Annotated in this window: 15 protein-coding genes and 1 pseudogene; 11 read left to right on the forward strand and 5 right to left on the reverse strand. The window is 57.9% G+C overall.

The annotated features are described in order from the left end of the window. Positions 1–37: 37 nt before the first annotated feature. Positions 38–1102, forward strand: coding sequence for a 2,3-butanediol dehydrogenase (locus CGZ77_RS10785; RefSeq protein WP_009425178.1), 1065 nt, complete (start codon positions 38–40; stop codon positions 1100–1102). 291 nt (positions 1103–1393) lie between these two features. Here CGZ77_RS10785 and CGZ77_RS10790 read toward each other — a convergent pair whose 3' ends face one another. Further along, on the reverse strand, positions 1394–1942 hold the full coding sequence (locus CGZ77_RS10790) for a FixH family protein (RefSeq protein WP_198142877.1): 549 nt from the start codon (positions 1940–1942) through the stop codon (positions 1394–1396). Positions 1943–1944: 2 nt separating this feature from the next. Continuing rightward, positions 1945–3513 carry a cytochrome c oxidase accessory protein CcoG gene (gene ccoG, locus CGZ77_RS10795; protein ID WP_009425180.1) on the reverse strand — a complete coding sequence of 523 codons (1569 nt, stop codon included), beginning with the start codon at positions 3511–3513 and terminating at the stop codon, positions 1945–1947. A gap of 227 nt (positions 3514–3740) precedes the next feature. On the opposite strand from ccoG, the gene hemA reads away from it, so the two are divergent. Further along, positions 3741–5000: a glutamyl-tRNA reductase gene (hemA, locus tag CGZ77_RS10800; RefSeq protein ID WP_009425182.1), complete on the forward strand. Its 1260-nt coding sequence runs from the start codon at positions 3741–3743 to the stop codon at positions 4998–5000. A 92-nt stretch (positions 5001–5092) separates the two neighbouring features. On the opposite strand, the gene tuf is transcribed toward hemA, so the two are convergent. The 3 genes and pseudogenes from tuf to CGZ77_RS10815 all read right to left on the reverse strand — a co-directional run bounded on the left by tuf (position 5093) and on the right by CGZ77_RS10815 (position 8352). Then, the gene (gene tuf, locus CGZ77_RS10805; RefSeq protein WP_094031176.1) at positions 5093–6283 is read right to left on the reverse strand and encodes an elongation factor Tu; all 1191 of its coding nucleotides are present in this window, start codon (positions 6281–6283) and stop codon (positions 5093–5095) included. A 97-nt stretch (positions 6284–6380) separates the two neighbouring features. Continuing rightward, positions 6381–6620: pseudogene (locus CGZ77_RS10810) on the reverse strand (IS1595 family transposase); the annotation flags it as partial. Positions 6621–6762: 142 nt separating this feature from the next. Continuing rightward, positions 6763–8352 (reverse strand): sigma-54-dependent Fis family transcriptional regulator, encoded by a 1590-nt coding sequence (locus tag CGZ77_RS10815; RefSeq protein WP_009424847.1) that lies wholly within the window; start codon positions 8350–8352, stop codon positions 6763–6765. Between the two features lie 266 nt (positions 8353–8618). Between CGZ77_RS10815 and CGZ77_RS12330 the strand changes: the two genes are divergently transcribed. From CGZ77_RS12330 to CGZ77_RS10855, 9 genes are all read left to right on the forward strand, one after another. Further along, positions 8619–8780: a hypothetical protein gene (locus CGZ77_RS12330; RefSeq protein ID WP_198142873.1), complete on the forward strand. Its 162-nt coding sequence runs from the start codon at positions 8619–8621 to the stop codon at positions 8778–8780. Between the two features lie 126 nt (positions 8781–8906). Next, complete coding sequence (locus CGZ77_RS12335) at positions 8907–9152, forward strand: hypothetical protein (protein ID WP_198142872.1); 246 nt, start codon at positions 8907–8909, stop codon at positions 9150–9152. After that, positions 9097–9462 carry a factor H binding protein domain-containing protein gene (locus tag CGZ77_RS10825; RefSeq protein ID WP_009424845.1) on the forward strand — a complete coding sequence of 122 codons (366 nt, stop codon included), beginning with the start codon at positions 9097–9099 and terminating at the stop codon, positions 9460–9462. Before CGZ77_RS12335 ends, CGZ77_RS10825 begins: the two co-directional genes overlap by 56 nt. Before the next feature lie 152 nt (positions 9463–9614). Continuing rightward, on the forward strand, positions 9615–10274 hold the full coding sequence (locus tag CGZ77_RS10830; RefSeq protein WP_009424844.1) for an amino acid ABC transporter permease: 660 nt from the start codon (positions 9615–9617) through the stop codon (positions 10272–10274). After that, positions 10264–10932 (forward strand): amino acid ABC transporter permease, encoded by a 669-nt coding sequence (locus CGZ77_RS10835; RefSeq protein WP_009424843.1) that lies wholly within the window; start codon positions 10264–10266, stop codon positions 10930–10932. Before CGZ77_RS10830 ends, CGZ77_RS10835 begins: the two co-directional genes overlap by 11 nt. Before the next feature lies 1 nt (position 10933). Further along, positions 10934–11665: an amino acid ABC transporter ATP-binding protein gene (locus CGZ77_RS10840; protein WP_036495395.1), complete on the forward strand. Its 732-nt coding sequence runs from the start codon at positions 10934–10936 to the stop codon at positions 11663–11665. A gap of 158 nt (positions 11666–11823) precedes the next feature. After that, positions 11824–12690: a cysteine ABC transporter substrate-binding protein gene (locus CGZ77_RS10845; protein WP_009424840.1), complete on the forward strand. Its 867-nt coding sequence runs from the start codon at positions 11824–11826 to the stop codon at positions 12688–12690. A gap of 257 nt (positions 12691–12947) precedes the next feature. Continuing rightward, positions 12948–13271, forward strand: coding sequence for a hypothetical protein (locus tag CGZ77_RS10850; protein ID WP_094031177.1), 324 nt, complete (start codon positions 12948–12950; stop codon positions 13269–13271). A gap of 189 nt (positions 13272–13460) precedes the next feature. Next, a complete protein-coding gene (locus tag CGZ77_RS10855; protein ID WP_009426243.1) occupies positions 13461–14150 on the forward strand; it encodes a nitroreductase family protein in 690 nt (229 codons plus the stop codon). Positions 14151–14282 lie beyond the last annotated feature (132 nt).

Here is a 14282-nt window from a genome sequence, read left to right on the forward strand (position 1 = left end):
CCCGGTTTTCTTCCTATCTCAAATAAGGAGCAGACTCATGAAAGCAGCACGTTTCTACGACAAAGGCGACATCCGCATCGAAGACATCCCCGAACCCACCGTCGCCCCCGGCACGGTCGGCATCAATGTGGCCTGGTGCGGCATCTGCGGCACCGACCTGCACGAATTTATGGAAGGCCCGATCTTCATTCCGCCCTGCGGCCACCCGCACCCGATTTCCGGCGAATCGGCGCCGGTAACGATGGGACACGAATTTTCCGGCGTGGTGTATGCCGTCGGCGAAGGCGTGGACGACATCAAAGTCGGCCAGCACGTTGTGGTCGAACCTTACATCGTGCGCGATGACGTGCCGACCGGCCCGGGCAGCAACTACCATCTTTCCAAAGACATGAACTTCATCGGCTTGGGTGGTTGCGGCGGCGGCTTGTCCGAAAAAATCGCCGTCAAACGCCGCTGGGTGCATCCGATTTCCGACAAAATTCCGCTTGACCAAGCCGCATTGATCGAACCGCTGTCCGTCGGCCACCACGCCTATGTGCGAAGCGGCGCGAAAGCGGGCGACACGGCACTGGTGGGCGGCGCGGGTCCGATTGGTCTGCTGCTGGCGGCGGTTCTGAAAGCCAAAGGCTTGAAAGTCATCATCACCGAATTGAGCAAAGCGCGCAAAGACAAAGCCCGCGAAGCCGGTGTGGCCGACTACATTCTCGACCCGTCGGAAGTGGACGTAGTGGAAGAAGTGAAGAAACTCACCAACGGCGAAGGCGTGGACGTGGCCTTCGAGTGCACCAGCGTCAACAAAGTGATGGACACGCTGATTGAAGCCTGCAAACCCACCGCCAAAATGGTGATTGTGTCGATTTGGAGCCATCCGGCCACGATTAACGTACACAGCGTGGTGATGAAGGAATTGGACGTGCGCGGCACCATCGCCTACTGCAACGACCATCAGGAAACCATCAAATTGGTGGAAGAAGGCAAAATCAATCTCGAACCTTTCATCACCCAGCGCATCAAACTCGACGAGCTGGTTTCGGAAGGCTTCGAGCGGCTGATTCACAATAACGAATCGGCGGTGAAGATTATCGTCAATCCGAATCTGTAAGCCGTTTAATTTGAATGCAGAAAGGCCGTCTGAAATATTTTCAGACGGCCTTTTATAGTCAGGCAGGGTTTGGAAACCCGACATTTTCCATGCTGTTAAAACTTTGTCCGGTCTCGCTCCAAGCCGCCGATGTGTTCCGTCATTCCCGCGCAGGCGGGAATCTTGTCTGAGCCGCAACACACGGTAGTGAAACCATGCGTCCGTAACCGGTAAAAGATTCCCGCCTGCGCGGGAATGACGGCGGTTTAAGCTTTCAGACGGCCTCTTGCCGCAATGCCGAATGTCAATCCCCTAGCGCTGCTGCGCCGCGTTGGCGAGGTTTTTCACCGGGGCGAGGCTGACCGAGCCGCCCTGGCCGGTAATCCATTTGTTTTCCACGCGCCAGATGCGGGCGGTGTCTTCGAGGCGGACGTACCAGTGTTGGGTGGGAGGCAGGGTGGCGAAGCGTCCGGTAAATTCGGTTTTGTCGCCCGAGGGCGGGGCGGCGGATTTTTGCAGGACGATGCTTTGGTCGAATTCTTTTTTCGCCGGATGCATCAGGGTCAGTTTGACGGGCACGCTGTTTTCGAAGCGGCCGGAAAGGTAGACGCGCACGGCGCTGCCGTCGGGGCTGATGAGCACTTGGGCGTTGATGCCGCGTTCGATGGCGGCGGTGTCGCGCTTGATGTCGAGGTCGATGTGTTTGCCGTCTTTGTAGTAGTCGTCGCTGACGAGGTCGGAGCTGTTGCTGGCGGCCAGCCAGAGGGTGACGAAGGCGGCAACGACGACGATGGCGGGGCCGGACATCAGCAGCCACGGCCAGGGTTCTTTGTACCAGGGTTTAGGGGTTTGCCCGTTCACGGTCATTCTCCGATGAAGTTGGATTTTTCGGTGATGGTGTGGCCTTCGGCGCTGCCTTCTTCGCGGTAGGTGAAGGTGAATTCGATGGAGTGGCTGCCTTTGTCGGCGTATTCGGGGATGGTGGAAACCTGCACGGGGATGGTGAGGGTTTCGCGTCCGCCGACTTTGACGCCGCCTTCGGGCAGGCCGGTGAGGGCGATGTCGTCGAAACCGGCGACGGCGGCGGTGACGGTCTGCTCTTTTTCGCTGTTGTTGATGATGCGCAGGTTGTAGGCGTTTTCCAGCCAGCCTTTGCTGTTTTCGCGCACCATCACGCCCCTGTCTTTAATGATGTCGACGCGCAGGGTCTGGCGGGTGGCCACGCCGACGAGGAAGGCGGTAACGACCACGGCCAGGACGGCGCCGTAGCCGATAACGCGCGGGCGCAGCAGTTGTTTTTTGATGTCGCCGTCGCCGTATTTGTGTTCGAGGACATTTTCGGTGGTGTAGCGGATAAGGCCGCGCGGATAGCCCATTTTGTCCATGATGTCGTCGCAGGCGTCGATGCAGGCGGCGCAGCCGATGCATTCGTATTGCAGGCCGTCGCGGATGTCGATGCCGACGGGGCAGACCTGCACGCACATGGTGCAGTTGATGCAGTCGCCCAAATCGGTTTCGTCGCGGCCGACGTTTTTCTTGCGTGCGCCGCGCGGCTCGCCGCGTTCGGTGTCGTAGGAGATGATGAGGGTGTCGGGGTCGAACATTGCGCTTTGGAAGCGGGCGTAGGGACACATGTGTTTGCACACCTGTTCGCGCATCTGGTGGGCGAAGAGCCAGGTGACGAAGCCGTAGAAGGCGGCGGCAAAGAGGGCGCCGCCGCCCGCCTGTCCGTTAAAGAGGGCGGGCACGAAGTCGCGGATGGGGGTGAACCAGCCGGCGAAGGTGATGCCCGTCCAGGCGCAGACGGCGAAAATCAGCAGGTATTTGGTGAGCTTGATGCGGATTTTGCGCGCGTTCCACGGTTCTTTGTCGAGTTTCAGGCGCTTGTTGCGGTCTCCTTCGACGAAGTGGTCTATCCACAGCATGATTTCGGTGTACACGGTTTGCGGGCAGGCGTAGCCGCACCACAGGCGTCCGGCCACGGTTGTCCACCAAAACAGGCCGAAGGCGCAGATAATCAGCAGCAGGGCGAGGTAAATCAGGTCGGCCATGCCGAAGGAGAGGTTGAAGATGAAGAAGTGGCGGTTGGGAATGTCGAACAGCACGGCCTGCCGCCCCGACCAGTTGAACCACGGGATGCAGTAGAACACAAACTGGGTGGCAAGGATGGCTGCGATGCGCAGCTTGGCAAAACGGCCTTCGGCCTTTTTCGGATGGATGCGCTTGCCGGATTCGTAGAGCTTGATCACCTGCTCTTTGGGCTTGCCTGCCGCTTTGGTTTTTGCGGCGGGTTTGGCTTTCGCGTCGGCTGCGTCATTGATTTTGATGGCGGGTTTGGCTTTGGTTTCGCCCGACGGAGCGGCGGCGGTTTCGGGGCTTGAACCGCCTTCCGGTTCGGGATTGGCGGCATCGTTTTTCTGCTGTTCGGCCATGGCGGTGTTCCTTTGGTTTGCGGTTTGTTTATAACTTGAAATTATAGGCTTATGGCGGCTCTGGATTATACGCCCTTATCCTGCGGGCGGTTTTGCGCAGAGAGGCCGTTTATGGCCTTCATACACTATTTCAATCCCGCCGTTTCTGCGGCTTCATATTGCATTTTCATGAATAAAGGCCGTCTGAATTTGCTATAATACGCCGTTTTTTCATTCCGCCTCCCGCCATGCAGCTGACCGTTATCGGACTGAACCACCAAACCGCGCCGCTGGGCATCCGCGAGAAACTGGCGTTTTCCGCCGATGCGCTGCCCGAAGCGCTTGCCGGTCTGACCGACAGCGGCGCCGCGCGCGAAGCCGTCATTCTCTCCACCTGCAACCGCACCGAACTCTACTGCGTCGGCGATGCCGAAGCCGTTACCGGCTGGCTGGCCGCAGAGCGCGCCCTCAGCCCCGAAGAAATCCGCCCCTATCTCTACACCTACGGTTGCAGCGACACCGTCCGCCACGCCTTCCGCGTTGCCTGCGGGCTCGACAGCATGGTGCTGGGCGAGCCGCAAATCCTCGGCCAGCTCAAAGACGCCGTGCAGACCGCGCAGGAGCAAAACGCCCTCGGCAGCTGGCTCAACGCCCTGTTTCAAAAAACCTTCTCCGTCGCCAAAGAAATCCGCAGCGGCACGGCCGTGGGCGAGCAGTCCGTTTCCATGGCCGCCGCCTCGGTGAAAATGGCCGCCCAAATATTCCCCGACGTCGGCAAACTCAACGTCCTCTTTATCGGCGCGGGCGAAATGATAGAACTCGTCGCCACCTACTTCGCCGCCGAAAACCCGCGCCTGATGACCGTTGCCAACCGCACCCTCGCACGCGCCGAAGAATTGTGCGGCAAACTCGGCATCCACGCCGAACCCTGCCTCTTGGCCGACATCCCCGCCATCCTCCACCGCTACGACGTCGTTATCTCCTCCACCGCCAGCCCCCTGCCCGTCGTCGGCAAAGGCATGGTCGAAAACGCCCTCAAACTGCGCAACCAAATGCCCGTCTTCATGCTCGATCTGGCCGTGCCGCGCGACATCGAAGCCCAAATTGCCGAACTCGACGACATCTACCTCTACACTGTCGACGACATGGCCGGAGTCGTACAGAGCGGCCGCGAAGCGCGGCAGAAAGCGGCAGCGCAGGCAGAGGCCATGGTGGGGCAGAAAGTCGCCGAATTTCTCGAATGGCAGAAAAGCCGCGAAAACGTCCCCCTGATCCGCGCCCTGCGCGACGAAGGCGAACGCGCCCGCCGCCACGTCCTCGAAAATGCCATGAAACAGCTCGCCAAAGGCGCCTCGCCCGAAGAAGTGCTCGAACGCCTCTCCGTCCAGCTCACCAACAAACTCCTGCACTCGCCCACCCACACCCTGTCCAAAGGCGGCGGCGACAGCGGCCTCGTCGATGCCGTGGCGCAGATTTACCACCTGACCCACCCCGAACGCAAAGGCTGAACCCGCGCCGCCACAAGGCCGTCTGAAAAACGCCGCTTCGACAGAAGCGGCGTTTTTCAGACGGCCACCGTTTTTCAGACGGCCACCGTTTTTTAAGCGATTACGGTAGACACAACACCCGCACCGACGGTACGACCGCCTTCGCGGATGGCGAAGCGCAGACCTTCTTCCATGGCGATCGGAGCAATCAGTTCGACTGTGATGGCTACGTTTTCACCAGGCATAACCATTTCCACGCCTTCTTCCAGAGTAACCGCACCGGTCACGTCGGTAGTACGGAAGTAGAACTGGGGACGGTAGTTGGCGAAGAACGGGGTGTGACGACCACCCTCTTCTTTGCTCAGTACGTACACTTCAGCTTTGAATTTGGTGTGCGGGGTGATGGTACCGGGTTTTGCCAATACCTGGCCGCGTTCCACTTCTTCGCGTTTGGTACCGCGCAGCAGTACGCCGACGTTGTCGCCTGCCTGGCCTTCGTCGAGCAGTTTGCGGAACATTTCGACACCGGTACAGGTGGTTTTTTGGGTTTCTTTCAGACCGACGATTTCGATTTCGTCACCGACGTGGATGATACCGCGCTCTACGCGGCCGGTTACTACGGTACCGCGGCCAGAGATGGAGAATACGTCTTCAATCGGCAGCAGGAAGGGTTTGTCCACGGCACGCTCGGGTGTCGGGATGTAGCTGTCCAGTGCGTCGGCCAATGCAAAGATAGCGGTTTCGCCGATGTCGGAAGTGTCGCCTTCCAGTGCTTTGAGTGCGGAACCTTTGATGATCGGCACGTCGTCGCCCGGGAATTCGTAGCTGTTGAGCAGGTCACGGATTTCCATTTCAACCAGCTCCAGCAGCTCTTCGTCGTCAACCATGTCGCATTTGTTCATGAAGACAATGATGTAGGGTACGCCTACCTGACGGGCAAGCAGGATGTGTTCGCGGGTTTGCGGCATGGGGCCGTCGGCTGCGGAACATACGAGAATCGCGCCGTCCATCTGGGCAGCACCGGTAATCATGTTTTTCACATAGTCGGCGTGACCCGGGCAGTCTACGTGGGCGTAGTGGCGGCCTTCGGTTTCGTATTCTACGTGGGAGGTGTTGATGGTGATGCCGCGGGCTTTTTCTTCCGGGGCATTGTCAATCTGGTCGTAGGCTTTGGCCGCGCCGCCAAATTTTTTGGCCAAAATGGTGGTCAGTGCGGCGGTCAGGGTGGTTTTACCGTGGTCGACGTGACCGATGGTACCGACGTTTACGTGCGGCTTGCTGCGTTCGAATTTTTCCTTAGCCATGAGCTAATTCCTTTACAAATAAAGATCACAAAGAACAAAGGCCGTCTGAAACGGATTCCAGAATCTTCAGACGGCCTGGCGGGGTACCGAATCAGCCGCCTTTGCGGTGTCCGCCAAAATAACTCTCGTCCAACTCAATTGAGCCGTCAAAAACCGTATCGGCTTCCAGTGAAAGATGATGGCTGATGACTTCGCGAATCTTGCGGTAAAACAGCACTGCCGAATTAGGGTGGATGCCCAATAAATCAGCTGCTGAACGGGCAGTAACTTCGAGTACAAAAAACTGAAGCAGTTTCTTTTGAATACTCTTTTTTAGTTTACAACGGGTTATCTTCATTTTTGCAGTCTAACATGACTGCTTATCTAGTACAGCCCCTTTATGTATCCAACCGTTGCTGGTTGGTTGTGTCAAAAAGTCCGGCGGATGTCTGCGTATGTTTTCCGTATCGGGTTGCGTGCAGACCGTCCGCCGTTTTTTTTCAGACGGCCTTCTTCTTTTCCCGTTCTTGTTTCAGTTTTTCCAGCCGGTAGTAAAGCTGGCGGGTAGACAAACCCAGCATTTGCGCGGCTTGTGTTTTGTTGCCGCGGCAGTAGGCCAGCGTTTGCTCGATTTTTTCCGGCGAATGGGAGTCGGCTTGCAGATATGGGCGCGCCTGGTTGCCCTGAATGGCGAAACCGGCTGTTTTGGCTTTGGCAGCGGGTTTGGGGGCAGGATTGTGGGCAGGTCTGGCCGACAGCCGGTTTAAGAGCTGCCAAACCTGATGTTCGTCTGCCACGTTGCCTTCGTTTGCTTTTACCAGCTCGGTAAGAAAGCGTTCGAGTTCGTATACGTTGCCCGGCCAGGAATAATGCTGCAGCTGTTCGACCGCTTCGGCTGTGAGGTTGACGTTTTTTCCCGTATCGCGGTTGATGCGGTGCATGAAGTAGGCGGTGAGTTCGGGAATGTCGCCGGGACGTTCGCGCAGGGCGGGCAGACGGATGGGGACGACGTAGAGACGGTAGTAAAGGTCGGCGTCGAAGCGGCCTTTTTCCACTTCCGCGGCTAAATCGTGTTCGGTGGCGGTGATGATGCGCACGTTGATGTTGCGTGCTTTGCCGCCGTTGATGCGCCGCACGGCGTTTTCCTGCAAAACGTGCAGCAGGCGGATTTGCTGGTCGGATGAGAGGGCGGCGATTTCGTCGAGGAAGAGGGTGCCGCCGTCGGCCTGTTCGATCAGCCCCGGGGTTTCGCCTTCGCCGAAGATTTCCTGGCCGAGTTCTTCCTGTTCTGTGTTTGTGCAGTGTACTTTGATAAAAGGTTGGCCGACGCGGCGGCTGGCGGTGTGCAGGGTGCGGGCGAACATTTCTTTGCCGGTGCCGTTTTCGCCCAGAAGCAGGACGTTGGCGTTGCTGTGGGCGACGCGTTCGAGTTCGCTGACGGCGTTGAGCAGCGGGGCGGACGAGCCGACGATGCCGTAGCGGCGGCTGTGCGATTGCAGAGTTTGCCGCAGTTTTTGGTTTTGTGTTTTCAGCAGCTGCCGCCGTGCTTCGCTGTGTTCGTGGATATAGAGCAGCTGGCCGACGAGGGTGGCGAGAATGTTGAGCAGGGAAATGTCGTCGTGCAGCGGGCGCGGGCTGTAGCGGGCGCGCAGGCAGGCGAGGACGCCGAAGGTGCGGTTGTGTGCGGTAACCGGCAGGGCGATGAACATGGTTTGCTCGGCGGGGATGTCGTCATGCAGGACGGTGCGGCCGAGAAACAGCGGATCGCTGCGCACGTTGTCGGCAACAATCATGTGGGCGTGTTTTAAAACCGTTCCGGTAATGCCTTCTCCGGGCGCGTAAACGCCGCGCGCGGTTTGTTCGGGCGACATGCCGTAGGCGTAGCGTATGGAGGCGTTTTCGTCGTTAAGGTGTTGCAGGACGATGCGTCCCTGGTTGAGGCCGAAAAATTCGCTCATCAGTTGCAGCATGATGTGCAGGGCGGTGTCGTGTGCGCCGTCGTCTTTTCCCAGGTTGCGCATAACCTGTTGCAGCAGCAGCATTTCCTGGGCGCGCCAGTCGCTGCGCTCGTTTTGGTGTTTCGATGTCATGAAGGGATGGGGTTGGTGTAAACGTTTGGCGGGCATTGTAAACAAAACTCAGGCCGTCTGAAAGGCGGCGCGGCGGTTTCAGACGGCCTCTTGGGGCAGCACAGTCAGGCTGGCGGGTAATAGGCTCTATGGTTCATATCGGATAATTTTAATGTGTTATCAGCCTGTTATTGTTTAAGTTGATTTGACAGATAGCCGCTGTCAATATTTTATTGTTATCGGTGTTATAATATAGCTGTTTTAACGGTGTATGAAAGGATAATGCCATGGAACAACACAAACAGCGCCATATTCTCGGCATTCTTGCCGTCTCTGCGGCATTGGCCGGTTGCAGCAGCGCGGGGGAAGCTTTGGGCGATAGCCTGACCGATCCGCTCAAACTGAAGGCAAACGGCAATTATAAGGAGCTGACTATCGAGTCGTCGTAGTCGAACAAACTGCTGCCGGACAGCCAATCCTCCATTACGATTACCGATGATGAAAAACAAGGTGCCGACCGCACAAAAACCTACCGTGCGGGCGACAAATTCGATATCGGTTTCAAAAAACAGGACTTGATTACCGAGCTGACTTACGAGCGCAAAACGGGCGACGGCAGCACCGACGGCGGCAAACTTCTGCTCTACAAACAAGATTATTCCGCCATTGTCGGACTGGTTCCGGCTCACGCGAAAGATGCCGCCGGAACAGACCGCCCCGACGTGGTCAATAAATTGGAGATTGCCAGCGTTCAGGGCAAATATCGTGACGATCAGGGTAACGTTTTTCGACATCCCGACAACCGGCACGGCCAACTATAAAGGCAGCGCGTTTGCCGAAGCGGGCTACTGCAAGAAAGACTACGGCAAACTCGATTACACCGTCGATTTTGCCAGCAAAACAGGGCAGGGCAGCATCACCGGCCTGCCGGGCAAACAGGACATCACGCTTAAACAGGCGCAGTTGCGCGCTCGCCCCGACAACACCAGTGGCTTTGACGGCAATGCCAAATCAAAAGATTTCGGCGACGGCAGTTACTCGCTCAGCCTTTACAGCCCGAAAGCCGCCGAAATCGTAGGCAAAGCGAGTTTCCGCAATGGCGACATCGGCATAGCCGGTAAGAAACAATAAGCGCGCCGCGTAAAGAGGCCGTCTGAAAACCCGTAACAGGGTTTTCAGACGGCCTTTCCATATGTTTTTTCCCGTCTGCCTTATTCCGTGCCGCTATTTGGCAAGGGGCGGGACGGGCGATACAATGCTACCTTTTTCCCGTCTGCCGCGCCATGAACTGGTCTTACCTGATAAACGCCGTACCGAAATTCGCCGAAGCCGCCAAGCTCACGCTGGCGCTGTCGGCTTGGGGCATCGCCCTGTCGCTGCTGTTCGGGCTGGCGGTGGCGGTGGTAACGGCCTACAAAATCAAACCGTTTGCCGCGCCCGCCCGCGCCTATATCGAGCTGTCGCGCAACACGCCCCTGCTGATCCAGCTTTTCTTCCTTTATTACGGCCTGCCCAAAGTCGGCATCAAATGGGACGGCTTCACCTGCGGCGTTATTGCCCTCACTTTTCTCGGCGCAAGCTATATGGCCGAAGCGATACGCGCGGGCATACTCGCCGTTCCCGCCGGACAAATCGAAGCGGGCAAAGCCATCGGCCTGAGCCGTCGGCAGATTTTCCGCTACGTCGAGCTGCCGCAGGCGTGGGCGGTGGCCGTGCCCGCCGTTGGTGCAAACATTTTGTTTTTAATCAAGGAAACCTCGGTAATCAGCGCGGTGGGCATTGCCGAGCTGCTGTTTGTGACCAAAGACATCATCGGCATGGACTACAAAACCAACGAAGCCCTGTTCCTGCTGTTTGCCAGCTACCTGATTATCCTGCTGCCGGTGTCGCTGCTGGCGCGTTGGGCGGAAAACCGCGTGCGGAGTGCGAAATATGGCGTTTGACTGGCTTTTTGAAGGACAAAACCTCGCTCGCCTCGGCAAGGGACTGCTGCTGACGGCGCAAATCTCGCTGCTTTCCGTCGCCTTCTCCTGCGTGTTCGGCACCCTGTTCGGCCTGCTTTTGCGCGCCGACAACCGCGCCATCCGCTTTTTCAGCCGCTTTTATCTGGAAACTGTCCGCATCGTGCCGATACTCGTGTGGCTGTTCGGCTTCTATTTCGGCCTCCCCACCTGGACGGGCATCCACATCGACGGCCTGTGGGTCTGCGTATGGGTATTCACCCTGTGGGGTGTGGCAGAAATGGGCGACCTCGTGCGCGGCGCGCTCGGCTCCATCGAAAAACACCAAGTCGAATCCGCCCTTGCCCTCGGCCTGAACCGCTGGCAGGTCTTCCGTTACATCGAGCTGCCGCAAAGCATCCGCCGCGTCCTGCCTGGCGCCATCAACCTCTTCACCCGCATGGTGAAAACCAGCTCGCTGGCCGCCCTGATCGGCGTCATCGAAGTGGTGAAAGTCGGCCAGCAGATTATCGAAAACTCGCTGCTCACCGCACCCAACGCCTCGTTTTGGGTGTACGGACTGATTTTTATACTGTATTTCCTCTGCTGCTGGCCGCTGTCGCTGCTGGCCGCGCGTCTGGAAAACCAATGGGAACACTGAAATGGCACTACTGAGCGTGCGCAAGCTGCACAAAGAATACGGCAGCGTCACCGCCCTGCACTCGCTGGATCTCGACCTGCAAAAAGGCGAAGTCATCGTCCTGCTCGGCCCCTCGGGCTGCGGCAAATCCACCCTCCTGCGCTGCATCAACGGCCTCGAAGAACACCAGGGCGGCGACATCGTCATGGACGGCGTCGGCACATTCGGCAAAGACGTCTCCTGGCAAACCGCGCGGCAGAAAGTCGGCATGGTCTTCCAAAGCTACGAACTCTTCGCCCACATGACCGTCATCGACAACATCCTGCTCGGCCCCCTGCAAGTGCAAAAACGCAGCCGCGCCGAAGCCGAAGCGCAGGCCGACAAACTCCTCGAGCGCGTCGGCCTGCTCGACCGCAAAAACGCCTACCCGCGCGAACTCTCCGGCGGGCAGAAACAGCGCATCGCCATCGTCCGTGCCCTGTGCCTCAACCCCGAAGTCATCCTGCTCGACGAAATCACCGCCGCCCTCGACCCCGAAATGGTGCGCGAAGTGCTCGAAGTCGTGCTCGAACTCGCCCGCGAAGGCATGAGCATGCTCATAGTCACCCACGAAATGGGCTTCGCCCGCAAAGTCGCCGACCGCATCGTCTTCATGGACAAAGGCGCCATCGTCGAAGAAAACAGCCCCGAAAACTTCTTTGCCGCCCCCAAAAGCGAACGCGCCAAACAGTTCCTTGCCGGCATGGACTACTGACCGCGCCCGCTGCGGCAGAGGCCGTCTGAAAAGACGGAAAACCGTCTGACTTTGTTGGAACCGCGCTTTCAGACGGCCTCAAACACAGTTGCCGCCATACCGTTTTTCAGACGGCCTCAAACCGTCCCCTCAACCACCCGCAACCGAAAGGAAAACACATGCAGCTCAACAGCAAATTCAAAGCCCTGCTCGCAGGCGCAACCCTCGCCCTCGGCCTGGCCGCCTGCGGCGGCAGCGGCGACACCGCCCAAAGCGCAGGCGGCGCGAATGCCGCCCCCGCCGCCGACACCGTGGCCGCCATCAAAGAAAAAGGCGTCATCCGCATCGGAGTGTTCGGCGACAAACCCCCCTTCGGCTACGTGGACAGCCAGGGCAAAAACCAGGGCTTCGACGTCGAAATCGCCAAAGAAATGGCCAAAGACCTGCTCGGCAGCCCCGACAAAGTGGAATTCGTCCTCACCGAAGCGGCCAACCGCGTCGAATACGCCCGCTCCGGCAAAGTCGACCTCGTTCTGGCCAACTTCACCCAAACCCCCGAACGCGCCGAAGCCGTCGATTTCGCCGCCCCCTACATGAAAGTCGCCCTCGGCGTCGTTTCCCCCGACAAAAAACCGGTTACCGACATCGCCCAGCTCAAAGACCAAACCCTGCTGGTCAACAAAGGCACCACCGCCGACGCGTTTTTCAGCAAAAACCACCCCGAAGTGAAACTGCTCAAATTCGACCAGAACACCGAAACCTTCGACGCCCTCAAAGACGGACGCGGCGTCGCCCTCGCACACGACAACGCGCTCTTGTGGGCATGGGCGAAAGAAAACCCCGGCTACGAAGTGGCCATCGGCAACATCGGCCCGGCCGAAGTCATCGCCCCCGCCGTGAAAAAAGGCGACAAAGCCCTGCTCGACTGGGTGAACGCCGAAATCGCCGCCATGAAAAAAGACGGCCGCCTCAAAGCCGCCTACGAAAAAACCCTCAAACCCGTCTACGGCGACAAAGTGAAAGCCGAAGACCTGCTGGCCGAATAAGCCTGCCCGCAGAGCACAAAACCAAAGAGGCTGTCTGAAAAAACCTGCGAAGCAGGTTTTTTCAGACAGCCTCAACGTTTCAGACAGCCTCAACGTTTCAGACAGCCTCAACGTTTCAGACAGCCTCAACGTTTCAGACAGCCTCAACGTCTCTTTTTTAGTTTACAACGGGTTATCTTCATTTTTGCAGTCTGACATGACTGCTTATCTAGTACAGCCCCTTTGATTTTCAAAATCTGATCGAAATCCACTTTGGTTTGGAGCGCGATTCGCTTTTAATCAAATGCAACGGCAGCAAAGAAAATCTAGCCTGCGAGTTCAACCACGAGCTTGAAAACGTTTCGTTGGGAGAATATGGGGCGTTCAAAATATTTGATGTGGGCGGGCTTGATCTGTTCCGTCCGCTGCAAGGCGAGACTTTGCTGGACATGAAAAAACTGTACGATATTCACGGCGAAGAAATCGGTTTCCGCCTGCTGTTCCAACACACTTTGCTTGATTTGATCAACTGGGGGGACGAATTGCTGGTTTTACAGCAACCAAATGATTTATCAGGAGAATATTTTTGTAAACAAGAGTAGAGAAGTCTCTACCGTTTTCAGGCTGCCTTTAAAGAACGGCTGCCGTAGGTCGTGCATTTATGCCCGACAAATCCCGTTCACTATCCCAAAACAGTTCCAAAGGCAGCCTGAAAGCTACTCCCACTTTCAGGCTGCCCCATCCAAAGGAACCCCATAACCCTACGCGCCCTGTTAGACCACCGCCGCTCCGTGCGCCGCTATGCCGACGCCCCCACCAGTGCCGACACCGTGCGCGACTGTCTCGCCCAAGCCCGGCTTGCGCCCAGCAGCTCCAATATGCAGCTTTACGCCTTCTACCACATCACCGAAAAAACCGTGCTGGCAGAACTCGCCGCCGCCTGCCTCGGGCAGAGTGCCACCGCCACCGCGCAGCAAATGGTCGTCTTTATCACGCGGCAAGACCAGTACCGCCGCCACGCCCAAACCGTATTGGAATTTGAACGCGGCAATATCCAACGCAACAGCCCGCCCGAGCGCCAAGCCAAGCGCATCAAAGACAGCGAACTTTATTACAGCAAACTGATGCCCTTTCTCTACACCCGCTGCTGGGGACTGCTCGGCGCGCTGCGCTGGCTGATTTCGCGCAGCATCGGACTGTTCCGCCCCATGCAGCGCGAAGTAACTGAAACCGATATGCGCATCGTCGCACACAAAAGCTGCGCCCTCGCCGCGCCAACCTTTATGCTCGCCATGGAAGAACAAGGGCTGGACACCTGCCCGATGGAAGGACTGGACAGCCGCCGCGTCAAACGCATTCTCAAACTGCCGCGCAGCGCCGAAATCAACATGATCGTCGCCTGCGGCATCCGCGACGGCAACAAAGGCATCTGGGGCGAGCGTTTCAGGCTGCCGTTTGACGATATTTACCAAAGGATTTGAGCGGGGTTGTGCGTTTCAGGCTGCCTTGATGCCGTCTGAAACCGAAAATCCCGCAGCGCACCAAACTCCCTCCCCTGCGCCGCGCGGGGGAGGGTTGGGGTGGGGGTGGTAGTTCGCAGAAGTGCTTTGCGC

Origin of the sequence: Neisseria sp. KEM232 (assembly GCF_002237445.1) — a bacterium.
Lineage (GTDB): Bacteria > Pseudomonadota > Gammaproteobacteria > Burkholderiales > Neisseriaceae > Neisseria.

Excerpts from the sequence above, each read along its gene's own strand:
- ccoG (WP_009425180.1), bottom strand. The coding sequence starts at position 3,513 with ATGGCCGAACAGCAGAAAAACGATGCCGCCAATCCCGAACCGGAAGGC.
- CGZ77_RS10785 (WP_009425178.1), top strand. The coding sequence starts at position 38 with ATGAAAGCAGCACGTTTCTACGACAAAGGCGACATCCGCATCGAAGAC.
- CGZ77_RS12330 (WP_198142873.1), top strand. The coding sequence starts at position 8,619 with ATGGAACAACACAAACAGCGCCATATTCTCGGCATTCTTGCCGTCTCT.
- CGZ77_RS10835 (WP_009424843.1), top strand. The coding sequence starts at position 10,264 with ATGGCGTTTGACTGGCTTTTTGAAGGACAAAACCTCGCTCGCCTCGGC.
- tuf (WP_094031176.1), bottom strand. The coding sequence starts at position 6,283 with ATGGCTAAGGAAAAATTCGAACGCAGCAAGCCGCACGTAAACGTCGGT.
- CGZ77_RS10845 (WP_009424840.1), top strand. The coding sequence starts at position 11,824 with ATGCAGCTCAACAGCAAATTCAAAGCCCTGCTCGCAGGCGCAACCCTC.
- CGZ77_RS10815 (WP_009424847.1), bottom strand. The coding sequence starts at position 8,352 with ATGACATCGAAACACCAAAACGAGCGCAGCGACTGGCGCGCCCAGGAA.
- hemA (WP_009425182.1), top strand. The coding sequence starts at position 3,741 with ATGCAGCTGACCGTTATCGGACTGAACCACCAAACCGCGCCGCTGGGC.
- CGZ77_RS10840 (WP_036495395.1), top strand. The coding sequence starts at position 10,934 with ATGGCACTACTGAGCGTGCGCAAGCTGCACAAAGAATACGGCAGCGTC.
- CGZ77_RS10830 (WP_009424844.1), top strand. The coding sequence starts at position 9,615 with ATGAACTGGTCTTACCTGATAAACGCCGTACCGAAATTCGCCGAAGCC.